We start from the raw sequence: 22,749 nt of genomic DNA on the forward strand, positions 1-22,749 counted from the left end.
AATGCGGCAGCCGCGCATCCACCTCTTCTTCCTTAATGTCCCATATTTTCCGATTTGTGCCTCCGGAGCTGCGATTGGCGAGCGGCTAGCTATTGCAAAAGACTCGCAACAAGCCTCTAAGATCGAACGGTGCACGTACCTGACGGATTCATCGACGCCCCCACCTCCGCCGTCACCGGCGTTGTCGCCGTCGGCGCCCTCGCCGTGAGCCTGCGCGGCGCCCGCCGAGAACTCGACGAGCGGACGGCCCCGCTGGGCGGTCTGGTGGCGGCGTTCATCTTCGCCGTACAGATGCTGAACTTCCCCGTCGCGGCCGGAACGAGCGGCCATCTGCTGGGCGGGGCGCTCGCCGCGATCCTGGTCGGGCCCTTCACGGGCATGCTCTGCGTGTCGGTCGTGCTGCTCATGCAGGGCGTGCTCTTCGCGGACGGCGGGCTGACCGCGCTCGGCGTGAACATCACCGACATGGCGATCGTCACCACGGTGGTCGCGTACGCCGTCTTCCGCGCGCTGCTCGCCGTGCTGCCCCGCAAGCGGCGCTCGGTCACCGTCGCCTCCTTCGTCGCCGCGCTGGCCTCCGTGCCGGCCGCCGCCGTCGTCTTCACCCTCATCTACGCGATCGGCGGCACGACGGACGTCGCCCTCGGCAAGGTGGCGACCGCGATGATCGGCGTCCACGTGCTGATCGGCATCGGCGAGGCCGTGATCACCGCGCTCACGGTGAGCGCGGTCGTCGCCGTACGCCCGGACCTGGTGCACGGCGCGCGTGGCCTGCACCAACGCCTCAAGCTGCGCGTGAACGGCGTACTCGTGGACGCACCGACCACGGCGCCCGTGGCGGCGCGCACCTCCCGGCGCACGCTGTTGATCGGCGGCCTGATCACCTCCCTGGTGCTCGCCGGGTTCGTGAGCTTCTACGCCTCCGCCAGTCCGGACGGCCTGATGAAGGTCGCCCACGACAAGGGCATCGACAAGAAGACCCAGAAGCACGCGAGCGACGGCTCCCCGCTCGCCGGCTACGGCGTCAAGGACATCACCGACGGTCGCGCTTCCAAGGGCCTCGCGGGAGCGATCGGCGTCGGAGTCACGGTCGTCGCGGGCAGCACGGTGTTCTGGGCGGTGCGCAGGCGGCGTACGGGCGACGTCTCCCCCGCCTCGACGGCGAGCACGGGGGCCTGACATGGGAGCGGGACACGCACACCGGCTCTACCGGCACGGCCATTCCCCCGTGCACGCCCTGCCGCCGCACACCAAGCTCGCCGCCGCCTTCGCCTTCGTGGTGGCCGTCGTCTCGACCCCGCGCGAGGCGGTGTGGGCGTTCGCTCTGTACGCCGTGCTGCTGGCGTTCGTCGCGCGGCACGCGCGCGTGCCCGCCGGTTTCCTGCTCAAACGGCTGCTGATCGAGGTGCCGTTCGTGGCGTTCGCGGTGCTGATGCCGTTCGTCGCGGAGGGCGAGCGGGTGCACGTGCTCGGGCTCTCGCTGAGCGTCGGCGGACTGTGGGGCGCCTGGAACGTGCTCGCCAAGGGCACCCTCGGCGTCGCCGTCTCCGTACTGCTGGCCGCCACCACCGAACTGCGCGAACTGCTGCTCGGGCTGCAGCGGTTGAAGCTGCCTTCGCTGCTCGTGCAGATCGCCTCCTTCATGATCCGCTACGGCGACGTCATCACCGACGAGATGCGCCGGATGCGGATCGCCCGTGAATCGCGCGGCTTCGAGGCGAAGGGCGTGCGCCACTGGGGCGTGCTCGCCAAGTCGGCCGGCGCGCTGTTCATCCGCTCCTACGAGCGCGGGGAGCGGGTGCACCTGGCCATGGTGAGCCGGGGCTACTCCGGTTCGATGCCGGTCATCGACGAGGTGACCGCGTCCCGGGCGCAGTGGTCGTACGCCCTCGCCCTGCCCTTCGCCGCCCTGATCGTCTGTCTGCTGGGATGGATCCTGTGACCGCTGTGACCGCACCCGCTTCCCTGGAGGTCTCCGGCCTCGCCTTCGCCTACCCCGACGGCCACCAGGCCCTGTTCGGCGTGGACTTCAGCATCGCGCGCGGCGAACGCGTCGCGCTGCTCGGCCCGAACGGCGCCGGCAAGACCACCCTCGTGCTGCACCTCAACGGCATCCTGGGCGGCGGCACCGGCACGGTGACCGTGGCCGGGCTGCCGGTCGGCAAGCGGCACATGGCCGAGATCCGGCAGAAGGTCGGCATCGTCTTCCAGGACCCCGACGATCAGTTGTTCATGCCGACGGTCCGGGAGGACGTGGCGTTCGGTCCGGCGGCGGCCGGGATGCGGGGCGCGGCGCTGGAGGAGCGGGTACGGACCGCCCTGGAGCGGGTCGGCATGCTGGAGTTCGCGGACCGCCCGCCGCACCACCTGTCCTTCGGCCAGCGCCGGCGGGTGGCGGTGGCGACCGTGCTCGCGATGGAGCCGGAGATCCTCGTCCTGGACGAGCCGTCCTCCAACCTGGATCCGGCCTCCCGGCGCGAACTGGCCGACATCCTGCGCTCCCTGGACGTCACGGTGCTCATGGTCACGCACGACCTGCCGTACGCCCTGGAGCTGTGCCCGCGCTCGCTGATCCTCAGCGACGGCGTGATCGCGGCGGACGCCGCGACCGGCGAGCTGCTGTGCGACGACGCGCTGATGCGGGCCCACCGGCTGGAGCTGCCCTTCGGCTTCGACCCGAAGTCCGTGACAATGGGCGCGTGACGCCTCAAGACGACCGAGACGACCGGCCCGGCAAAGGGGCCGCCGGTTCGCTGCTGCTGGACGACCAGCTGTGCTTCGCGCTGTACGCCGCGCAGCGCGCCGTGACGGCCGCATACCGTCCGCTGCTGGACGACCTCGGGCTCACCTACCCGCAGTATCTGGTCCTGCTCGTGCTGTGGGAGCGCGGCGAGACCACCGTGAAGGAGTTGGCGAGCGCCCTGCGGCTGGACTACGGCACCATGTCGCCGCTGCTGAAGCGGCTGGAGGGGGCGGGCCTGGTGCGCAGGGAGCGCGCGGCGAGCGACGAGCGCTCGGTGCTCGTCGCGGTCACCGGGCGCGGGGAGGAACTGAGGGAGCGCGCGGAGTGCGTGCCCGGCGCGCTCATCACGGCGACGGGGCTCGACGCGCAGGAGATGACGCGGCTGCGCGAGGAGCTGTGGCGGCTCACCGAGCGCGTCGACGCGGCGTCCGACCGCCTCTGATCCCGCGTTACCCGCGGTTCGAGTCCCCTGGTGGAGCGGACTGACCTACCAGCCAGTACCTTGTGCACAATGCACTTGTGCGCCACTTGATTGGGGAGGCCAGTCTTGACCGACGGCACCGCAGTCGACACCGGTGTCGACACCCGTCCGACGAAGATCATGTACGTCGCCGAGGCCACCGCCCACGGCGGCCGGGAGGGCTATGTCACCAGCCAGGACGGCCAGATCGGGCTGAAGGTCGCGATGCCGCCCGAGCTGGGCGGAGACGGCCACGGCACCAACCCCGAGCAGCTGTTCGCGGCCGGCTACAGCTCCTGCTTCCACAACGCGCTGATCCTGGTCGGCAACCGCGCGGGCTACGACCTGACCGGCTCGACGGTGGCCGCGAAGGTCGGCATCGGCCCGAACCGGCACCGCGGCTACGGCCTCGCGGTCGCCCTCAGCGTCTCCCTGCCGGTCCTGGACCGGGAGATCGCGGAGAAGCTGGTGGACGCGGCGCACGAGGTCTGCCCGTATTCGAACGCGACGCGCGGCAACATCGACGTGACGATTCTGCTGGGCTGAGCCCCGCGTAGCCGAGATCACCATCGGCCGAGGAATCCAAGGCCACACACCCGTGTTTCACTCATGGTCGCAAGCGAGTGGAGGGACCGGTCGTGGATCTGGACGTGAACGGCGTGGTGGCCGAAGGCTTCGAGCCGGTCAGGGAGGCGTTCGCCGCGAACTTCGCGCTGCTCGGGGAACGCGGCGCGGCCCTCGCCGTGTACCGGGACGGGCACAAGGTCGTCGACCTGTGGGCCGGCACCAAGGACGTGGACGGCGAGACCCCCTGGGAGCAGGGCACCGCACAGATCGTGCGCTCCGCGACCAAGGGTGTCGCCGCCGCCGCACTGCTGCTCCTGCACCAGCGCGGCGAGCTGGACCTGGACGCCCCGGTCGGCGCGTACTGGCCGGAGTACAAGACCGCGGGCAAGGAGCGCACCCTCGTCCGGCACCTGCTCGCGCACCGCGCGGGCGTGCCCGTGCTGGACCGCCCGCTGACCCCCGCCGAGGCCACCGACCCCGACCTCGGCGCGGCGGCCGTGGCGGCGCAGGCGCCGGCATGGGAGCCGGGCACGGACCACGGCTACCACGCGCAGACCTACAGCTGGCTCACCGGCGAGCTGGTCCGGCGGGTCACCGGGCGCAGCGTGGGCGAGTGGATAGCCACCGAGATCGCCGCGCCCCTCGGCGCCGATCTGTGGCTCGGGCTGCCGGAGGCGGAGCAGGCGCGCGTGGGCCGCGTCGGTCCCGCAGAGGACCCGCAGCCGGCCGGCGGTCTGCGGACCCGCCCCAAGCGGGCGGTCGCCGACGCCTACGCCGACCCGGACTCCCTCACCCGCCGCGCCTTCGCCGCCATCACCCCGCTCCCGGACGAGAACGACCCCGCCTACCGGGCCGCCGTCCTGCCCGCCTCCAACGGCATCGCGACCGCCGACGGCCTGGCCCGGTTCTACGCCTCGCTCATCGGCGAAGTGGACGGCGGGCGCCGCCTGTTCACCGCGGACACCATGGAACTGGCCCGCGGCGAGCAGTCCGCCGGGCCGGACCGGGTGCTGGTCGTGGGCACCCGCTTCGGCCTCGGTTACATGCTGCACGGCAGCGCGTCCCCGCTGCTCTCCCCCGCCTCCTTCGGCCACCCGGGCCGCGGCGGCGCGCTGGCCTTCGCCGACCCGGAGACGGGCCTCTCCTTCGGCTACGTCACCAACGGCTTCCGGAAGAGCGTGACGGCGGACCCGCGGGCGCAGGCACTGGTGCGCGCGCTGCGCTCGACGCTCACACGTTGATCGGGTGCGAGGTCCGGCCGGACACCGCGTCGATCTCCGTGTGGGCCTTGGTCAGCAGCTGCATGGCCAGTTCGTTGAGCGCACGGGCCCCCGCGATCTCCTCGCCCACCCTGGGCTGGTTGGGGTCGACGCGGTGCCTGCTGGCGTGACCGTGCGCCCGCACCTCGGTGCCGTCGGGCAGACGCAAGAGGGCCACCGCGCGCGTGTGGGTGTCGTTCTCCTCGATGAATTCCATTTCGATGTGCCATCCGACAAGGGTGTGCACCATGATGACCACCTCCGAAGGCTGCTGATACCAGGGTGCTCCCCCACACCCGGAACGGCACATTGACGCGTGAACCGCCTTCAGCCGGCCGGTTTTCCTTCCTCGAAGCTGGCGTAGTACGCGGCGGCCATGTCCTCGGCCCCGTGGCCCTGGGCCGCGGCGCGGGCGAGCCGTTCGGCGGTGGCCGCGGCGACGTCGAGCCGTACGCCGCCCTGCTCGCCGGCCTGGACGATGAGCCGGGCGTCCTTCTCGGCGGTGGCCACCGCGAACGACGCAGGGGAGAGCCGGTTCTCCAGCACCAGGGCCGACTTGACGCGCAGGTATCCCATGTCGAGCGGGCCGCCCTCGATCACGTCGAAGAAGCGCTGCGGGTCGACGCCGAGGGCCTGGGACAGGGCCAGCACCTCGCCGGTCGCCGCGGTGGCCGCGAGGACCCAGCTGTTGGCGACCAGCTTCAGCCGCGTGGCACTGCCCGCCGCGCCGTCCTCGCCGGTCCACACGGTCTTGGCGCCGACCGCGTCGAACACCGGCGTGACCGTCGCCCGGCCCTCCTCGGGTCCGGCCGCCAGCACGGTCAGCCGGCCCGCCTCGGCGGGCTCGCGGGTGCCGAGCACGGGGGCGTCGTAGAAGACCAGGCCGTGCTCGCGGGCGAGGGCGGCGAGGTCGGCGGTCAGCTCGATCCCGGCGGTGGTGGACTGCGCCCACACGGTGCCGGGACGCAGCGCCGGGGCGGCCTCGCGCATGACCTCCAGGGCGGCGGTGCCGTCGTAGAGCATGGTCAGGACGACATCGGCGCCCTCGACGGCCTCGGCGGGCGTGCCGGTGACGGTGGCACCGTCGGCGGTGAGCGGTTCGGCCTTCGCGCGCGTACGGTTCCAGGCCCGCACGGGGAGTCCGGCGCGGCACAGGTTGCGGGCCATGGCGGCGCCCATGATGCCCGTGCCCAGGACGCTGACGGTCGGCTTGTCGGTCATGACGGCTCCTTCGTACGGATCTTCATTCGGTCACCCGGTGTGCAGCATCAGCCCTATGCCCACGACCAGCAAACCCGCCGCCGCGATGCGGGGCGCACCGAAACGCTCCTTGAAGAAGAGGGCGCCGATGGCCGCGCCGACGATGATCGAGGACTCGCGCAGTGCGGCGATGGGGGCGAGTTCGGCGCGGGTCTGCGCCCACAGCACCAGGCCGTACGCGGAGACGGACAGCACCGCGCCGAGCAGGCCGAGGGCGGCGAAGGGGCGCAGGACGGCCACCGACTCGCGCCGCCAGCGGAAGACAACGGCGTACGCCGGGATCGCCACGCCCTGCACCATGATCAGCCAGCCGGTGTAGCCGAGCGGCGAGCCGGAGGCGCGCACGCCGAGGCCGTCGATGACCGTGTACGAGGCGATGGACAGCCCCGTCGCGAGCGCGGCCCCGATCGCCGCCCAGTCCGGCCGGCGCCCGCGCAGCCCCCACAGCGCCACCCCGGTCAGGCCGGTGCAGCACAGCACGATGCCGGCGGCGCCCCAGGTGTCGGGCACCTCGTGTGCGAAGACGGCCGCGAACACGGTGACCACCAGCGGTGCGCTGCCCCGCGCGATCGGATAGGCCTGCCCGAAGTCCCCCAGCCGGAACGACGTCATCAGCAGCAGGACGTAGACGACATGGACGACGGCCGAGGCGAGCAGGTACGGCCACGCGCGCGCCGCCGGGAACGCCGTGAACGGCGCCAGCACCAGTCCGATGAGCACCCCGCCGGCCATGATCAGCGTGAACCCGACCAGCTTGTCGGTGATGCGGTGCGCGATGGCGTTCCAGCTGGCGTGTGTGACCGCCGCGACCAGGACGGCCGCGGTGACCAGCGGCGTCACGCGGTCTGCTCGCGCACGTCCACCAGCGTGGCCCCCGCGTGGGCGACGAGGTCCTTCGGCCCGATCGGGAAGACGGTGTGGGGAGTTCCGGCCGCCGCCCACACGGTGTCGTGCGCGAGCAGCGAGCGGTCGGCGAGCACACGCGTTCGGGTGCGGTGCCCGAAGGGCGGTACGCCGCCGATGGCATAGCCGGTGGTCTCGCGGACGGCTCCGGCGTCGGCCCGGGTGACCTTCCCGGCGCCCAGTTCGCGCCGCACCCTCTCCACGTCCACGCGCGAGGCGCCGTCCATCAGTACGAGCACCGGAACGCCGTCGGCTGCGAAGATCAGTGACTTGCAGATCTGGCTCAGTTCGCACCCGATCGCCGCGGCGGCCTCGGCGGCGGTCCGGGTGGCCTCCGGGAAATGCCGGGTCCGCGCGAGGACTTCGTCGAGGCCGAGTGCGCGCAGCGCTTCGGCGAACCGCGGGTGGGCTCCGGATCCTTCGGCGTCAGTGGCGGCTGTCGTCGTCATGGACGGCACGCTACGACATCGCCCGAGCCGCGATCACAGGGTTTTCACCGGACCCTTCGCAGCTCCAGATGTGATCTTCCGCCGCCGTCATGGTTACCTTGCTGCACCAAAGAATCTTCGGGGGAAGAACCGTGAGCGATCGCAAAGCCGTAACTGGGGACGACAGGCTTCCGGAGCCGGACCAGTCGAAACTTCCGCTGTCCCCGGACGAGATCAGGAAGCACGACATCCTTCCGGGCTTCGAGGGGGACTACCACGCGCCGCCCGCCGACAGCGCCAAGGACCCGCTGGACCGGCCGCCGCTCCAGCCGGATCCGCCCGGCCTGATCAAGCCGCCCGGAAAGTCCGGTGGTTCGGGAGACCGGCTGAAGATCGCCCCGTCGGTGCTGAAGACGGCCGCCGGGCATGTGGACGACATCTACGACGACTTCTACAAGCCGGCCGCCACCCTGGAGGAGCCCTCACTGAAGGCCGTGCGCGAGCTGGCAGGCATGGAGTCGGCGCCGGCGATCCGGCTGGCCCACCGGCAGTGGGAGCGACAGGCCGGCACCGTCACGGCCTGGCTGGCCCACATCGCCGAGAGCCTGCGCTCGACCGACCACACCTACAAGTCGACCGACGCCTCCGTCGAGGAGTCGGCGCGGCAGGTGAAGGTCCGCTCGGTGCTGGAGGACTACTGATGGCCAAGACCTTCTACCAGGCCCTGCTGGGCGCGGATCTCACGGTCCTGGACGACCTGGCGGACCGCTGGAAGAGCATCCACGGCAAGATCAAGGGCCTCGGCAAGCAGATGCACGACGACGTCCTCAGCCCGCTGCGCAACAAGGGCTACTGGGAAGGGGCCGCGGCCCCGTACGCCTGGAAGATGATCGACGACATCCAGCGGCAGCTGGAGGACGCCGCGGCCGTGGCGGACGCGGCGCAACGCGTGGTCCAGGACGCGGTGGTCGATCTGAAGGCCGCCCAGCGGGACCTCAAGGACGCCGTCCGGCGGGCCACGGACAAGGGGCTCTACATCCACGCGGACGGAACCGTGTCCACCGACATCGCCGACGGCATGTGCAAGGCCGACACCACCAAGGAGGACGACAAGACCATCGAGGCGGCGGCACACGAGATCTCGGGGATCCTGAAGCGCGGTGTCACGGCCGACCGCAACCTCGCCTTCAGCCTGATGTCGGACCTGGGTCTCGGCCAGTGGTTCAACGACCACCCGCGGTTCAAGGACATCGATCACACCGGCGGGATCGGGGAGGACGAGTACAACGCGCTCGACCTCGCCATGCAGAACAAGAACCCGTACCCGGGCCTGAGTTCGGACGACCCGTACTCGCTCGGCTGGGACTGGGTGACCGGCGACGGCTCCCGCAGCCGCGAGTACTTCAGCGGCGACAGGATGACCGAGCTGATCCGGTCCAGCGAGAGCATGAAGCAGCTGCGGCTGGACACGCTGGAGCAGTGGCAGTCCACGGGGCAGCCCGAGGGCAGCGTGTCGTACTCGATCTCGGACAGCGGCAAGCTGGGCGCGCTGAAGAAGCTCGTCACCACGGACCTGCCCGCGATCGTCACCGGGGACGAGGACCACCTCGGCGAGGCGTTCACCGGCTCTTACAACCTGAACTACACGGTCAAGGGCCAGGACCCCGACGGCTCGCTGGTCGTCGAGTACAAGCTCCACAACAACACGAGCAACGAGTCGTTCCTGCACTACGTCGGCTATTACGACTGGCTCAAGAAGTTCAACCGCGACGAGGGCGTCTTCTCGTCCGTGGACCAGGAGATCACCTGGACCGAACGCATTCCGCCGAAGGGAAAGTAGCCCCCGTGTCCCGACACCACGTGGTGACCGCCGCGGCCGCGCTGGCACTGCTGTCTCCCCTCGCGGCCTGCTCCTCCGCGTCCACCGCCGTCGAGGCCTGCATGGGGAAGCAGGCGACCTCCGTCAGCTCCGTGGACCTGACCGGGACATACGCGGGAGAGGACAAGGCGAAGGGCGCGACGATCACCCTCACCTCGACGGACGGCAAGCCCGGCGGCAGGGTGACCGTGCGCCACTGGCCGAGCGGCAACTGGCACAAGGACAAGCTCGGCGCCACGTTCGACGGTTCCGGCACCTGGGAGGTGCAGGAGGGCGCCTCGACGGGCGGGCATCCGCAGGTCGGGCTCAGCTTCACCGCGCCGGACTTCTTCCTGCCCGACGACACCATCGACACCCTGTCGATCGCCAGGGACGGCAAGAAGACCTACCTCTACCAGGACGACGACCCGGACACCTGCCCGACGTTCCGGCTGCGGATGCGCAGCTGAGCGAGGGCTCCGGACCGGGTCCGGACGGTTCCGGTCGGTTCCGGTCGGGGTCCGGGACAAAAGGAAGCCGGTGAGGGTGCCCCGTCCCCACGGATCCCTCACCGGCTGGTCTCTTTCAGAAGCGGTACGTCAGGCGCGTACCAGCTCCCGCTCGTCGTCGCTGCCCCTGCGCTGCTCCTGCGAGCGCAGGCCCTCGCCCTCGACGTCGACGTTGGGCAGCACCCGGTCGAGCCACTTCGGCAGCCACCAGGCCCGCTTGCCGAGCAGCGCGAGCACCGCCGGGACAATCGCCATGCGGACGATGAACGCGTCGAAGAAGACGGCGATCGCGAGGCCGAAGCCGATCATCTTGATCATGGCCTCGCTGGAGCCCATGAAGCCGGAGAAGACGGCGATCATGATGATGGCCGCGGCGGTCACGACCCGCGCGCCGTACCGGAAGCCCGTCACCACGGCCTGGGTCGGCTTCTCGCCGTGGACGTACGCCTCGCGCATGCGGGTCACGAGGAAGACCTCGTAGTCCATGGCGAGACCGAAGACCACACCGACCATGAAGATCGGCATCATCGACATGACCGGGCCGGTCTGCTCGACGTTCATCAGGCCGGACAGCCAGCCCCACTGGAAGACCGCGACCACGGCGCCGAGGGCCGCCAGCACGCTGAGCAGGAAGCCGAGGGCCGCCTTCAGCGGGACGAGGATCGAGCGGAACACCACGATCAGCAGCAGGAAGGCGAGGCCGACCACCAGGCCGAGGTAGGGCAGCAGCGCGTCGTTCAGCCTCTGCGAGACGTCGATGTTCATCGCCGTCGTACCGGTGACCAGGACCTCGGAGTCCGTGTCGCGGGCGATCTCCTTGGCCTTGTCACGGATGGCGTGCACCAGGTCCTCGGTGGTCTTCGAGGACGGCTTGGACTTCGGGACGACGGTGATCGTGGCGGTGTCGCCGGCCTTGTTGGGCGCGGCCGGGGTGACCGTGACGACGTCCTTGAGGCCCTTGATCTCGTCGCCGACCTTGGTGAAGTCGGCCTTGGGGTGGGCGCTGCCCTTGGCGTCGACGACGACCATCAGCGGGCCGTTGAAGCCCGGTCCGAAGCCCTCGGACAGCAGGTCGTAGGCGCGGCGCTGGGTGGTGGAGACCGGCTGGGAGCCGTCGTCGGGCAGGCCCAGTTCGAGGGAGGCGGCCGGGACCGCCGCCGCGCCGAGGCCGACGATGCCGAGGAGGAGGACGGCGACCGGGCGGCGCACGACGAAGCTCGCCCAGCGCGTGCCCATGTTCGGGCGGTCCGCCTGCTTGGGCTTACGGCCGCCGCCGAGCAGCTTGCTCTTCTCGCCGACCGGCTTGACCCTGCGGCCCACGTAGCCGAGCAGCGCGGGGATGAGCGTGAGCGCGATCAGGACCGCGATGGCGACCGTGCCGGCCGCCGCGACGCCCATCTTGGTCAGCATCGGGATGTTGACGACGGACAGGCCGACCAGCGCGATGACCACGGTGAGGCCGGCGAAGACCACCGCCGAGCCCGCCGTGCCGACGGCGTGTCCGGCCGCCTCCTCGCGTTCGCGGCCCGCGGCCAGTTCGGCGCGGTAGCGGGAGACGATGAACAGGGCGTAGTCGATGCCGACGGCGAGGCCGATCATCGAGGCCAGGGTGGAGGTGGTGGTGCCCAGGTCCAGGGTGCTTGCGAGCGCGGTGACCGTGGAGACGCCGATGCCGACGCCGATGATCGCGGTCAGCAGCGGGAGTCCGGCCGCGAGCAGCGAGCCGAAGGTGATGACGAGGACCACGGCGGCGACCGCGATGCCGATGACCTCGCTGTTGCCGGTCTCGGGCTTGGCCTGGAGCGCGTCACCGCCGACCTCGACGGTCAGCCCGGTGTCCCGCGCTTCCTGCGCCGCCTTCTTCAGGGCGTCGCGCGAGGAGTCCTTCAGCTCCATGCCGGAGACCTTGTACTTCACCGAGGCGTAGGCGACCGTGCCGTCCTTGCTGACGGCGTGCCCGGCGTAGGGGTCGGCGACGGAGGCCACCTCGGAGCCGCTCTGCAGCTCCTTGACCGCCTTCTGGACGGTGGCCTTGTTGCTCGCGTCGGTCATCTTCTCGCCGCTGGGGGCCTTGAAGACGACACGTCCGGTCGCGCCGTCGGCGCTCATGCCGGGGAAGCGCTGTTCCAGCAGGTCGAAGGCCTTCTGCGCTTCGGTGCCGGGAATCGAGAAGGAGGAGTCGCCGGGGGTCGGCGCGGTGGCAGCGCCCACCCCGGCGAGGGTGAGCAGCGCGACCCATATGAGTGCGACGAAGTGCCGTCGCCGGAAGGCGAGCCGGCCGAGTTTGTATAGGAAGGTGGCCACGGAGGCGTACTCCCGGTCAGGTCGTTGGGTTCATCAGGGCAGGGGCGATCAGCCCGACGACGAGAGCGGTGACGTCAGGTGAAGCTGGTGGAACTCGTCGAGCTTGTGGCGCTGGGGAAGCGGGGGGTTGTCAGTCGGTACCGGCGCAGAGGGCGGGGAGAACCACGGCGTCGATGTACGAGGCGAGGAAGGCCTGGGTGGGTGGCTGGTCGTCGAGCATCGCCCGGGTGACGAAGCCGCCGACCATCATGTGCAGCGTGAAGTCGAGCGCCGGGCAGTCGGGGCGGACCTCACCCCGGTCGATCGCGCGCTGCAACACCTGCCGGAACCCGGCCATCTCGGGGTCCACGAGCTGCGCCCGGAAGGCCTCGCGCAGATCGTCGTTGTGGTGCATGGCCATGGCCACGCCCCGCATGAGCGCGGAGTTCCGCTCCATGGTGCAGTCGTCCTCCAGCGCCACGAGGGCGTGCAGGTCGCCGCGGAGGGATCCGGTGTCGATGTCACCGGCGTGGCCTCGCTTGCTGTGCCGCAGCGCCCGGACGACCAGCTGCGCCTTGCCGCCCCACTGGCGGTAGAGCGTGGCCTTGCTGGACCGGGTGCGGGCAGCCACGGCGTCCATGGTGAGGGCGTCGTAGCCGACTTCCCGGAGCAGGTCGAGCACGGCCTCGTACAGCTCGGCCTCGCGCTCGGGGGTGATGCGACTGCGACGGGACGTCGCGGACTCGATCATCCCGCTCACCCTCCTGTTCCGAACGACACGGTTTCGTACAGGACTGAATGTACCCCACCCCCTTACGAAACGAAACCGTTTCGTACGTGTCCTCGGTCACGGACAGAGAGAGCCCACTCGACGGGTTCACGAACGGCGGCCCGCAAAAGTTCCCGGAGTCGGGGCCGCACAAGTTGCTGGGCTCCATCCGGCGGAAAAGCATGGGGAGGTGAGCTATCTGCGTCTTCCCCACCTTTTCGGCGACCTGCTGTGCTTCGTGACCGAGGACGACCTCTGGCTGGCCCCCCTCGACGCCCCGGGCCGCGCCTGGCGGCTCACCGTGGACCGCGCGAAGGCCGGCCCCCCGCGCTTCTCGCCCGACGGGCGGCACATCGCGTACACGAGCTGGCGCAACCTCGTCCCGGAGATCCATCTCGCCGCCGTCGACGGCGGACCCGCGCGGCAGCTGACGTACTGGGGCAGCACCGACACCCGGGTCTGCGGCTGGACCCCGGACGGCGACATCCTCGCCGTCACCTCGCAGAGCGAGCCCTTCTCGTACTTCACCTCGGCCTACAAGGTGTCCACCCACGGCGACCCGGGCCGCAAGCTGCCCTGGGGCCCGGTCTCCGACATCCAGGTCGCCGACATCGAGGACGGGCACTGCACCCTCCTCCTCACCGGCACCCCGCCGCACGAACCGGCCTCCTGGAAGCGGTACCGGGGCGGCGCCATGGGCAGGCTGTGGCTGCACGGCCGGCGCCTGCTGGAAGGCATCGGCGGCCACCTGGAGTCCCCCATGTTCGTCGGGGGCCGGATCGCCTTCCTCTCCGACCACGAGGGCGTCGGCAACCTGTACTCGTGCGCCTACGACGGCTCCGACCTGCGCCGCCACACCGACCACGACGCCTTCTACGCCCGCGCCGCCGCCACCGACGGCACCCGTGTGGTCTACCAGTGCGCGGGCGGCCTGTGGATCGTCGACGACCTGTCCCCGGACTCGGCCCCGCGCGAACTGGACGTGCGGCTGAGCGGCCCGCGCGCGGGGCGGCGCCCCTACCTGGTGCCCGCCGCCCAGAACGTCGACGGCATCTCGGTGGACGAGACCGGCCGGGCCAGCGCCGTCGTCGTACGCGGCGGCCTGTCCTGGCTCACCCACCGCGACGGCCCCGCCCGTACGATCACCGACACACCCGGCGTACGGGTACGGCTGCCGGAGATGCTGGGCTCCACCGGGCAGGTGGCGTACGTGACGGACGCCGAGGGCGAGGACGCCGTCGAGATCGCCCAGCTGCCCCGGGCCAGCGGCGGCCGTGCCCCGCGCCGGCTGGCCTCCGGTGAGCTGGGCCGGGTCCTGGAGCTGGTCTCCGACCCGCCCGGCGAACGCCTGGCCATCGCCTCGCACGACGGACGCCTGCTCCTCCTCACCGCATCCGACGAGGCGGCTGCCGCCGCGGGCACCGAGGACGCGGGCGGCGAGGTCACCGAGCTGATCCGGTCCGTCAACGGGCCCGTCCGCGACCTCGCCTTCTCCCCGGACGGCGCCTGGCTCGCCTGGTCCCAGCCGGGCATCGGGCGCTCCCTGCGGCAGATCAAGCTGGCCCGCATCAAGGACCGGCTGATCGTGGACGTCACCAACGGCCGCTTCGAGGACGAGAACCCCGTCTTCACGCGCGACGGCCGTTACCTCGCCTTCCTGTCCTGGCGCGGCTTCGACCCGGTGTACGACGTCCACACCGGCGACCTGTCCTTCCCGCTCGGCTGCCGCCCCTACCTGGTCCCGCTGTCCTCGGCGACGCCGTCCCCGTTCGCCCTGAACCCCGAGGGCCGGCCGGCCGCCGGCGGGCTCGACCCCGTCGAGGACGAGGAGACCGGCGAGAACGGCACGGTGACGGTCGAGGTGGAGGGCCTGGAGAGCAGGGTCACGCCGTTCCCGGTCATCGCCTCCAAGTACTCGGCACTGCAGCCGGTCGCGGGCGGCGGACTGGTCTGGATGCGCTGGCCGATCTCCGGCGCGCTCGGCGAGACCTTCGCCAACCCCGCCGACATCAGCGGGCGGCCGACCCTGGAGTACTTCAACATCGCCAAGGCGAAGAAGTCCGAACTGGTCGGCCACCTGGACTGGTTCGCGCTGAGCGGCGACGGCACCCGGCTCGTCGTCGTCGACGAGGACGAGCTGCGGGCGGTGCCCTCGACCGAGCCCGGCGACAGCGACTCGACCGTCTGGATCGACCTGCGCCGCATCCTGCACGAGGTCGACCCGGCCGCCGAGTGGCGCCAGTCGTACGCCGAGGCCGGCCGACTGATCCGCGCCTACTTCTGGGACCCGGGCATGAGCGGCATCGACTGGGACGCGGTGCTCGACCAGTACCGGCCCCTGGTCGAACAGGTCGCCTCCCCCGACGAGTTCGCCGACCTGCTGCGCGAAGTCCTGGGCGAGCTGGGCACCTCGCACGCCTACGTCACCGCCGCCCGCCGCAACGAGGGCCCGCCGCACTACCAGCGCCGGCAGGGGCTGCTCGGCGCCAACCTCGTGCGCCGGGACGACGGCTGGACCGTCAAACGCATCCTGCCCGGCGACTCCTCCGACTCCAAGGCGCGCTCACCGCTGGCCGGGACGGGGATCCGCGAGGGCGCCGTCCTCACCCACGTCGACGGCCGCCCGGTCGACCCGGTGACCGGCCCCTATCCCCTGCTGGCCGGCTCGGGCGGCACGACCGTCGAGCTGACCTTCACCCCGGCGGAGGGCGAGGCGGGGCATGCGCGACGCGTCGCGGTCGTCCCGCTCATCGACGAACGCCCGCTGCGCTACCAGGACTGGGTGGCCAAACGCCGGGCCGTGGTACGGGAGTTGAGCGGCGGCAGGTGCGGCTACCTGCACATCCCCGACCTGGGCGGCTCCGGCTGGGCCCAGTTCAACCGCGACGTGCGCATGGAGGTGTCCCGCCCGGCGCTGATCGTCGACGTCCGCGGCAACGCGGGCGGCCACATCAGCGAGCTGGTCGTCGAGAAGCTGACCCGGACGATCCTGGGCTGGGACCTGACGAGGGACGCGCAACCGGTGTCCTACACCTCCAACGCCCCCCGGGGCCCGATCGTCGCCCTCGCCGACGAGGCGACCTCCTCCGACGGCGACATGATCACGGCGGCCTTCAAGCTGCTCAAGCTGGGCCCCGTGGTCGGCTCGCGCACCTGGGGCGGCGTCGTCGGCATGACCGGCCGCCACCGCCTCGGCGACGGCACGGTGATCACGGTGCCGATGAACGCGGCCTGGTTCGACGCCTATGGCTGGTCCGTGGAGAACCACGGCGTCACCCCCGACCTGGAGATCCTCCGCACCCCCCTGGACTGGGCGGAGGGCCGCCACGCCCAGATGGACGACGCGGTCCAACTGGCCCTGGACCTCCTGGAATCCAACCCGGCAGCAGTCCCACCGGACTACAGCGACGTCCCGAACAGAGCCCGCCCAAAGCTCCCGCCGAGGCCGGCCTAGACGGCAGGGGGGGCTGCGCTTCAAAGCAAGGGCTCGCATCAATAGGGGCGCGGGGAACTGCGCGACAAGCCCCCACAGCCCCGCACCCGAAAACGCACCACAACCACCCCGAACAACACCGCAGGGCGCCCTCCTCAAAAGAAGGGCGCCCCACGAATCCGGCCGAAGCCGAGCGCAGCGGCTACGCGTCGTAGTCGCGGTCGAAGCGCTCCCGCATCTCCTGCTCGGTGTCCTCGGCGTCGCGCAGGTTCTCGCGACCGGGCTGCTGCTGACCGCGCTGCGGCTGCTGCGGCTGCTGACCACGCTGCGGCTGCTGCTGGCCACGCTGCGGCTGCCCGGCCTTCTCGCGGGCCTGACCGGCCTTCTGCTTGCCCTGTTCGCGCATCTTGCTGCTCTTGTCCTGCATACCCATGTGGGTTCACTCCCGTGGTGGGTGAGGGGATTGGCCCCGTAGTGGGGCCTCGACCAGATTCACACGGGGGAACACACCGCGCATCTGGATCAGTTACGGTGCGTAGCGCGCTCCGCTTCATCCGCGGCCCCACCTGCGCCGACGAGCCCGGCACTCATCCCCTTCAGCCGCGGCGCGAACCGCTGCACCTCGCGCTGGCCTACGACGCCGATGAGCGCCGGCAGGTACCCGCGCACGCCCTGCATCCCGCGCAGCCACCACTGCCCGTACACGTGCGCCGAGCGCCGCTCGATCCCGGCGACGATCCGGTCCACCGCGGGTCCCAGCGGGTAAGTCTTGTTCGACGGCCACGGCAGCCGCTGGCGCAACTCCCGCAGGACGTCGTCCTGGTCGGCGCCGCGCACCATGTCGGTGTCGGTCCAGGACAGGTACCCGACGCCGACGCGCACGCCCTGGTAGCCGACCTCGGCGCGCAGGCTGTGCGCGTACGCCTCCACGCCCGACTTGGACGCGCAGTACGCCGTCATCATCGGCGCCGGGGTGATCGCGGCGAGCGAGGCTATCTGGAGCAGATAGCCGCGGCTCTCGACCAGCACCGGCAGGAACGCGCGTGCGGTCACGGCCGAGCCGATCAGGTTCACCTCGATCACCCGCCGCCAGGCCTGCGGATCGGAGTCGATGAACGGACCGCCGCTCGCCACCCCGGCGTTGGCGACCACGATGTCGACCTTCCCGAACCGCGCCTTCACCTCCTGCGCGACCCGGCCCATCGCCTCGTGGTCGGTGACGTCCGCGTACCAGTAGGCGCTGTCGTTGTGCAGCCGCCCGGAGACCTCCTTGAGCGCCTCCTCCTCCAGGCCGACCAGCGCGACCTTCGCGCCGCGCGCGGAGAGCTTGCGCGCCAGCAGCTCGCCGACGCCGCGCGCCGCTCCGGTCACGACGGCGACCTGCCCTTCGAGGCTGACCCTGCTCATGCGCTCTCCTCGCTCTGCACGGGGGTGGACTGGGGGGTGGACGGGTTCGTGGTGACGTACGTGGTGACAAGTTCCCGTATCTTGCCGGTCACCGCTTCGGGGGCCTCGACCGGGCTCATGTGCCCGACGCCGGTCAGCTCGGTGAGGCCTATGCACCGAGGCAGCGCGGCGGCCAGCGCGCGGGCGTGCACGGGAGGCGTGAGCCTGTCGGACGCGCCGTGCACGATCTCGGTGGGCGCGTGCAACTCCCGTACGCCGTGGTCGAGATCGAGCTTGCCGAGCGTACGTCCCCACGCCTGGCGCACGACGCGCGGGCAGGCGTGCACGATCCGTGCGCACGCCTCGACCATGTGCGGGGCGGAACCGGCACCCATGGTGGCGTACTTGAGGACGCTCCTGGCGACCGGCGTGACCGGTCCGAGGGGAGCGCGCGAGGTGAGGATGCCCGCCGTGAGCCGGTCTCGGACGCCCCCGGCGCGCAATGGCACCACGCGCGACTCCGCAACCAGCCGCGAACTGCCCGTGCTGCACAGCAGGACGGCGGCGGCGTGCTCCCGCAGGCGCGGGCGCATGGCGGCGGCCATGACCGTCATGCCGCCCATGGAGTGCCCGACGATCAGGGCCTTCTCGTCGCGCGCGAGGGTCTCCGTGAGCACCGCCTCCAGGTCGTCCGCCAGCGCGTCGGTGGTGCACGCGGGGCTCGCGGGACTACGCCCGTGCCCCCGCTGGTCGTACGCGATCACCCGGTGGTCGGCCGCCAGGTCCCGGATCTGCGCCGCCCAGAAGGCGGTGGAGCAGGTCCAGCCGTGGGAGAGGACGACCGGCGGCGCGTTCTCGGGCCCGTGCACCTCGACGTGCAGCCGCGCGCCGTCGGCGGACACGACGGTGAGTTCCCGGGCAGGGGCGGGCGGGGCGTAGGGCCCGCTGGTGACGGAGGCGAGGCGGCTCATGCGGCGGCCCCGCTCGGCTCCCCGGCGACCGCGGCCTTCTTCTTGGCCGTACGCGTCTTCTTCGCCTCGGGCCCGGCCGGCTCCGGCTTGCGGATGACCTCGTACTCCGCGAGGTCCACCTGACGGGTCGCACGCCGGAACTCGGTCGTCGTACCGGGCCAGACGGTGGTGTTGCGGCCGCTCGCGTCCAGGTACCAGCTGGTGCAGCCGCCGGTGTTCCACACAGTCCGCTTCATGCGCTCCTGGACCATGTGGTTCCAGTCCCCGACGGCCGCCGGCCGGGCATCGAGGGCCGTACGGCTGCCGAGGACGTCCAGTTGCCGCAGATAGTCGGCCATGTAGTTCAGCTGGGACTCGATCATGAGGATCATGGAGGAGTTCCCGAGGCCGGTGTTGGGCCCGATGATCGTCATCCAGTTCGGGAACCCGGCGGCCGAGGCGCCGCGCAGCGCCTGCATACCGCCCTTCCAGGACTCCGCGAGGGTGTGGCCGGCCGCGCCGACCACACGCTCGGCGATGGGCATGTCCGTGACGTGGAAGCCCGTACCGAAGATGATCGCGTCGACCTCGGCCTCGGTTCCGTCGGCGGCGACGACCGTGGAGCCGCGGATCTCGCTGAGCCCGCTGGCGACGACGTCCACGTTGGGCCGGGCGAGCGCCGGGTAGTACTCGCTGGACAGCAGGATCCGCTTGCAGCCGATGCGGTAGTCGGGGGTGAGCTTGGCGCGCAGGACCGGGTCCTTGATGGCGCGGGCCATGTTCTGCCTGGCCAGCCGCTCGACCAGGCCCAGCTCGTCGGGTCGCTTGGTGAACGCCTGCACCTGGAGCTCCCGGATGCCCCACAGCAGCCCGCGCCGGAGCTGGGTGGTGAAGGGCAGCGCCCGGTGCAGCCGGCGCTCGACGCCACTGATGGCACGGTCCATGCGGGGCATCACCCACGGCGGGGTCCGCTGGAAGAGGGTGAGCCGGCCGACCTCGCGCTGGATGGCGGGCACGATCTGGATGGCGGAGGCGCCGGTGCCGACCATGGCGACGCGCTTGCCGCGCAGGTCGTAGTCGTGGTCCCAGCGGGCGGAGTGGAACACCTTGCCCGGGAAGGACTCGAGGCCCGGGATCTCGGGCGTCTTCGGGTCGGACAGCGGGCCGGTGGCGGAGACGACGACGTCGGCCGAGAGCGAACCGCGCGTGGTCTCGATGTTCCACCGCAGGTTCTCGGCGTCCCAGCTCATCAGCTTCACCTCTGAGTCGAAGCGGATGTGCGGGCGCAGCCCGAAGACGTCGGTGACGTGCTCCAGGTAGGCGCGGATGTGCTGCTGCCCGGAGAAGGTCCGCGGCCAGTCGGGATTGGGCGCGAAGGAGAAGGAGTACAGGTGCGAGGGCACGTCACAGGCGCACCCGGGGTAACTGTTGTCCCGCCAGGTGCCGCCGACGCTGTCGGCCCGCTCCAGGACGACGAAATCGGTGATCCCCTCGCGGCGCAGCCGCACGGCGGCCCCCAGTCCGCCGAAGCCGGACCCGATCACCGCCACCCGTACATGCTCGTGCTGGGCCATCCCGAAGCCTCCACGCATCACCTAGGAACTCTGCCAGTGAACACTGGCGCAATTGGACTGTAGAGCAGCTGCGTACCGAGCGGTAGGGGTCGAAGAAGGAAAGTTACCGGCGGTACAACATAGGCTGCGGACGTGGCAGACGAAGCAGCACACCTGGGGGAACGGCGCGAGTACCGCATGGAGGAACTGGCGCGCCTGGCCGGCATCACCGTGCGCACGCTGCGCTTCTACCGCGAGCGCAAGCTGATCCCGCCACCGCGCCGCGAGGGCCGTATCGCCTGGTACGACGACCACCACCTGGCCCGGCTGCGCACGATCTCGGCGCTGCTGGAGCGCGGCCACACCCTCAACGGCATAGCGGAACTCGCGGAGGCCCTCGACCACGGCCGCGACGTCGCCGACCTCCTGGGCGTCACTCCCACCGAGGAGGAGCCGGTCCGCCTCACCCCCGAGGAACTCGCCGCCCGCTTCGAGGGCGAGGTCACCCCGGAGAATCTGGCCGCCGCCATGAACCTGGGCTACCTCGGCACCGACGGCGACGAGATCGTCCACATCAGCCGCCGCCTGCTGGACGTCTCGGCCGCGCTGGTCCGCGAGGGCATCCCGCTCGCCGAGGTCCTCGCGGCGGGCGCCCGCGTCCGCGAGCACGCCGACGCCCTGGCCGAACTCTTCGCCGACGTGATCCTGCGCCACGCCCCCGAGGAAGACCTGCAGCGCCTGCGCCCGCTGGCCCGCAGCGTGGTGGAGGCGGAGCTGTCCCTGGCCCTGGACCGGCGCATGAACAAGCGGAGCTGAGCCCCGCCGCCGTAGAGGCCCTACCGGCCGTACACCACGGTCACCGGCGCATGGTCGGACCACCGCTCGGCGTGCGTGGCCGCGCGCTCGACGAAGCCCTTGACCGCCCTGGCCGCGAGGCCGGGCGTGGCCACGTGGTAGTCGATGCGCCATCCCGAGTCGTTGTCGAAGGCCCGGCCCCGGTACGACCACCAGCTGTAAGGCCCCTCCACGTCCGGGTGCAGAGCGCGTACGACGTCGACGTAGCCGCCGTCCTGCGCGTCGAACACCTGGCTGAGCCACTCCCGCTCCTCGGGCAGGAAGCCCGAGTTCTTGGTGTTGCCGCGCCAGTTCTTCAGGTCGGCCTGCTGGTGGGCGATGTTCCAGTCGCCGCAGACGACCACCTCGCGCCCCTCGGCGGCGGCCCGCTCGCGCAGCTGCTTGAGGTGGGCGAGGAACTCGCCCATGAAGCGGATCTTCTCGTCCTGGCGTTCGGTGCCGACCTCGCCGGAGGGCAGGTAGAGGGAGGCGACGGTGACCCCGGGCAGGTCGGCCTCCACATAGCGTCCGCTGCCGTCGAACTCGGCCGAGCCGAAGCCGACCCGCACCCGGTCGGGCTCGCGCCGCGTGTAGAGGGAGACGCCCGCGCGGCCCTTGGCGGCGGCCGGGGCGTGCACGACGTGCCAGCCGTCGGGCTGCCGCACCTCCTCGGGCAGCTGGTGCGGCTCGGCGCGTACCTCCTGCAGGCACACGACGTCCGCGGAGGTCTGGGCGAGCCACTCCACGAAGCCCTTCTTGGCGGCGGCCCGCAGCCCGTTCACGTTCACCGAGGTCACAGTCAGCACCAGGGCACGATACCGGCACACTGGACCGAGTCCGCCAACCCATCGCATAGAGGTTCGATCACCAGCATGAACATTCGCCGCGTCCGTTTCGACCACCCCGACGCCACGAAGCTCAACGACGAGGTCCAGGCCGAGTACGCCGAGCGCTACGGCGACGAGGGCGACGCCACCGTCCTCGGGGCGACGGACTTCGACCCGCCGAACGGGCTCTACCTGATCGCGTACGACGAGTCCGACCGCCCCGTCGCCACCGGCGGCTGGCGCAGCCAGGACCGTAACGAGGAGGGCAACGAGGACGGCGACGCGGAGCTGAAGCGCATGTTCGTCATAACGGAGATGCGCGGCCGGGGTCTGGCCCGCCGCATCCTCGCGGCTCTGGAGGAGGACGCCCGCGAGGCCGGCCGCGTCCGCATGGTCCTGGAGACCGGCACCAAGCAGCCGGAGGCCATCGCCCTGTACACCTCGTGCGGTTACGAGCCGTGCACCCCGTTCGGCTACTACCGGCACCACTCGGAGAGCCGCTGCTTCGCGAAGCAGCTGTAGACACGATGAAGCCCCGGTCGACGGAAGTCGACCGGGGCTTCATGCTGCGTGGACCTGAGGGGATTTGAACCCCTGGCCCCCTCGATGCGAACGAGGTGCGCTACCGGACTGCGCCACAGGCCCTTGCAACGAGTGAAACTCTAGCATCCCCATCGGGGTGCTTGGAAATCCGTTCCCTGACTGGTCAGAGGCGGGCTTCCGGTTG

General features: G+C 71.1%; 23 protein-coding genes and 1 tRNA gene. 12 read left to right on the plus strand and 12 right to left on the minus strand.

What is annotated here, in order from left to right:
• The first annotated feature begins 129 nt into the window (after positions 1 to 129).
• From ACWD3E_RS14000 to ACWD3E_RS14025, 6 genes are all read left to right on the plus strand, one after another.
• Positions 130 to 1,179 (plus strand): energy-coupling factor ABC transporter permease, encoded by a 1,050-nt coding sequence (locus ACWD3E_RS14000; RefSeq protein WP_451387788.1) that lies wholly within the window; start codon positions 130 to 132, stop codon positions 1,177 to 1,179.
• A 1-nt stretch (position 1,180) separates the two neighbouring features.
• On the plus strand, positions 1,181 to 1,942 hold the full coding sequence (cbiQ, locus tag ACWD3E_RS14005) for a cobalt ECF transporter T component CbiQ (protein WP_451387789.1): 762 nt from the start codon (positions 1,181 to 1,183) through the stop codon (positions 1,940 to 1,942).
• The gene (locus tag ACWD3E_RS14010; protein WP_451387790.1) at positions 1,930 to 2,703 is read left to right on the plus strand and encodes an energy-coupling factor ABC transporter ATP-binding protein; all 774 of its coding nucleotides are present in this window, start codon (positions 1,930 to 1,932) and stop codon (positions 2,701 to 2,703) included. Before cbiQ ends, ACWD3E_RS14010 begins: the two co-directional genes overlap by 13 nt.
• On the plus strand, positions 2,700 to 3,185 hold the full coding sequence (locus ACWD3E_RS14015) for a MarR family winged helix-turn-helix transcriptional regulator (RefSeq protein WP_451387791.1): 486 nt from the start codon (positions 2,700 to 2,702) through the stop codon (positions 3,183 to 3,185). The genes ACWD3E_RS14010 and ACWD3E_RS14015 overlap by 4 nt, the downstream gene beginning before the upstream one ends.
• Before the next feature lie 159 nt (positions 3,186 to 3,344).
• The gene (locus ACWD3E_RS14020; RefSeq protein WP_451388142.1) at positions 3,345 to 3,749 is read left to right on the plus strand and encodes an organic hydroperoxide resistance protein; all 405 of its coding nucleotides are present in this window, start codon (positions 3,345 to 3,347) and stop codon (positions 3,747 to 3,749) included.
• Between the two features lie 98 nt (positions 3,750 to 3,847).
• A complete protein-coding gene (locus ACWD3E_RS14025) occupies positions 3,848 to 5,011 on the plus strand; it encodes a serine hydrolase domain-containing protein (RefSeq protein WP_451388143.1) in 1,164 nt (387 codons plus the stop codon).
• Here the strand turns inward: ACWD3E_RS14025 and ACWD3E_RS14030 are convergent.
• The 4 genes from ACWD3E_RS14030 to ACWD3E_RS14045 form a co-directional block, all read right to left on the minus strand.
• Positions 5,001 to 5,279, minus strand: a complete 279-nt coding sequence (locus ACWD3E_RS14030; RefSeq protein ID WP_451387792.1) for a DUF1876 domain-containing protein — start codon at positions 5,277 to 5,279, stop codon at positions 5,001 to 5,003. The genes ACWD3E_RS14025 and ACWD3E_RS14030 overlap by 11 nt on opposite strands.
• A 77-nt stretch (positions 5,280 to 5,356) precedes the next feature.
• Positions 5,357 to 6,250, minus strand: a complete 894-nt coding sequence (locus ACWD3E_RS14035) for an NAD(P)-dependent oxidoreductase (protein ID WP_451387793.1) — start codon at positions 6,248 to 6,250, stop codon at positions 5,357 to 5,359.
• Positions 6,251 to 6,280: 30 nt separating this feature from the next.
• On the minus strand, positions 6,281 to 7,129 hold the full coding sequence (locus tag ACWD3E_RS14040) for an EamA family transporter (RefSeq protein WP_451387794.1): 849 nt from the start codon (positions 7,127 to 7,129) through the stop codon (positions 6,281 to 6,283).
• Positions 7,126 to 7,641, minus strand: coding sequence for a YbaK/EbsC family protein (locus tag ACWD3E_RS14045; protein WP_451387795.1), 516 nt, complete (start codon positions 7,639 to 7,641; stop codon positions 7,126 to 7,128). The genes ACWD3E_RS14040 and ACWD3E_RS14045 overlap by 4 nt, the downstream gene beginning before the upstream one ends.
• A 131-nt stretch (positions 7,642 to 7,772) precedes the next feature.
• Here ACWD3E_RS14045 and ACWD3E_RS14050 point away from each other — a divergent pair, with 131 nt between their 5' ends.
• Genes ACWD3E_RS14050 through ACWD3E_RS14060 form a run of 3 tightly spaced genes read left to right on the plus strand, consistent with a single transcriptional unit; the run spans position 7,773 to position 9,948 of the window.
• Positions 7,773 to 8,321: a hypothetical protein gene (locus ACWD3E_RS14050; protein ID WP_451387796.1), complete on the plus strand. Its 549-nt coding sequence runs from the start codon at positions 7,773 to 7,775 to the stop codon at positions 8,319 to 8,321.
• Entirely contained in the window at positions 8,321 to 9,460 is a 1,140-nt protein-coding gene (locus tag ACWD3E_RS14055; protein ID WP_451387797.1) for a hypothetical protein, read from the plus strand. The genes ACWD3E_RS14050 and ACWD3E_RS14055 overlap by 1 nt, the downstream gene beginning before the upstream one ends.
• Positions 9,461 to 9,465: 5 nt before the next feature.
• Positions 9,466 to 9,948 (plus strand): hypothetical protein, encoded by a 483-nt coding sequence (locus tag ACWD3E_RS14060; RefSeq protein ID WP_451387798.1) that lies wholly within the window; start codon positions 9,466 to 9,468, stop codon positions 9,946 to 9,948.
• A 129-nt stretch (positions 9,949 to 10,077) separates the two neighbouring features.
• Here the strand turns inward: ACWD3E_RS14060 and ACWD3E_RS14065 are convergent, their stop codons facing one another.
• Together ACWD3E_RS14065 and ACWD3E_RS14070 are read right to left on the minus strand one after the other, a co-directional pair.
• Entirely contained in the window at positions 10,078 to 12,291 is a 2,214-nt protein-coding gene (locus tag ACWD3E_RS14065; RefSeq protein ID WP_451387799.1) for an MMPL family transporter, read from the minus strand.
• A gap of 130 nt (positions 12,292 to 12,421) precedes the next feature.
• Entirely contained in the window at positions 12,422 to 13,021 is a 600-nt protein-coding gene (locus ACWD3E_RS14070; protein WP_451387800.1) for a TetR/AcrR family transcriptional regulator, read from the minus strand.
• 208 nt (positions 13,022 to 13,229) lie between these two features.
• Between ACWD3E_RS14070 and ACWD3E_RS14075 the strand changes: the two genes are divergently transcribed.
• A complete protein-coding gene (locus ACWD3E_RS14075; protein WP_451387801.1) occupies positions 13,230 to 16,493 on the plus strand; it encodes a S41 family peptidase in 3,264 nt (1,087 codons plus the stop codon).
• 181 nt (positions 16,494 to 16,674) lie between these two features.
• Here ACWD3E_RS14075 and ACWD3E_RS14080 read toward each other — a convergent pair whose 3' ends face one another.
• The 4 genes from ACWD3E_RS14080 to ACWD3E_RS14095 all read right to left on the minus strand — a co-directional run bounded on the left by ACWD3E_RS14080 (position 16,675) and on the right by ACWD3E_RS14095 (position 20,382).
• Positions 16,675 to 16,905, minus strand: a complete 231-nt coding sequence (locus ACWD3E_RS14080; protein WP_451387802.1) for a hypothetical protein — start codon at positions 16,903 to 16,905, stop codon at positions 16,675 to 16,677.
• A gap of 89 nt (positions 16,906 to 16,994) precedes the next feature.
• On the minus strand, positions 16,995 to 17,879 hold the full coding sequence (locus ACWD3E_RS14085; RefSeq protein WP_451387803.1) for an SDR family oxidoreductase: 885 nt from the start codon (positions 17,877 to 17,879) through the stop codon (positions 16,995 to 16,997).
• Positions 17,876 to 18,829, minus strand: a complete 954-nt coding sequence (locus ACWD3E_RS14090; protein WP_451387804.1) for an alpha/beta fold hydrolase — start codon at positions 18,827 to 18,829, stop codon at positions 17,876 to 17,878. The genes ACWD3E_RS14085 and ACWD3E_RS14090 overlap by 4 nt, the downstream gene beginning before the upstream one ends.
• Positions 18,826 to 20,382: a flavin-containing monooxygenase gene (locus ACWD3E_RS14095; RefSeq protein ID WP_451387805.1), complete on the minus strand. Its 1,557-nt coding sequence runs from the start codon at positions 20,380 to 20,382 to the stop codon at positions 18,826 to 18,828. Before ACWD3E_RS14095 ends, ACWD3E_RS14090 begins: the two co-directional genes overlap by 4 nt.
• A 177-nt stretch (positions 20,383 to 20,559) precedes the next feature.
• Between ACWD3E_RS14095 and ACWD3E_RS14100 the strand changes: the two genes are divergently transcribed.
• Positions 20,560 to 21,177, plus strand: coding sequence for a MerR family transcriptional regulator (locus tag ACWD3E_RS14100; RefSeq protein ID WP_451350820.1), 618 nt, complete (start codon positions 20,560 to 20,562; stop codon positions 21,175 to 21,177).
• Between the two features lie 20 nt (positions 21,178 to 21,197).
• On the opposite strand, the gene ACWD3E_RS14105 is transcribed toward ACWD3E_RS14100, so the two are convergent.
• On the minus strand, positions 21,198 to 22,049 hold the full coding sequence (locus ACWD3E_RS14105) for an exodeoxyribonuclease III (protein ID WP_451387806.1): 852 nt from the start codon (positions 22,047 to 22,049) through the stop codon (positions 21,198 to 21,200).
• 18 nt (positions 22,050 to 22,067) lie between these two features.
• Between ACWD3E_RS14105 and ACWD3E_RS14110 the strand changes: the two genes are divergently transcribed.
• Complete coding sequence (locus ACWD3E_RS14110) at positions 22,068 to 22,544, plus strand: GNAT family N-acetyltransferase (RefSeq protein WP_451387807.1); 477 nt, start codon at positions 22,068 to 22,070, stop codon at positions 22,542 to 22,544.
• A 49-nt stretch (positions 22,545 to 22,593) separates the two neighbouring features.
• Here the strand turns inward: ACWD3E_RS14110 and ACWD3E_RS14115 are convergent.
• Positions 22,594 to 22,667, minus strand: a tRNA-Ala gene (locus tag ACWD3E_RS14115).
• Positions 22,668 to 22,749 lie beyond the last annotated feature (82 nt).

This window comes from Streptomyces sp. NPDC002676 (genome assembly GCF_053592455.1).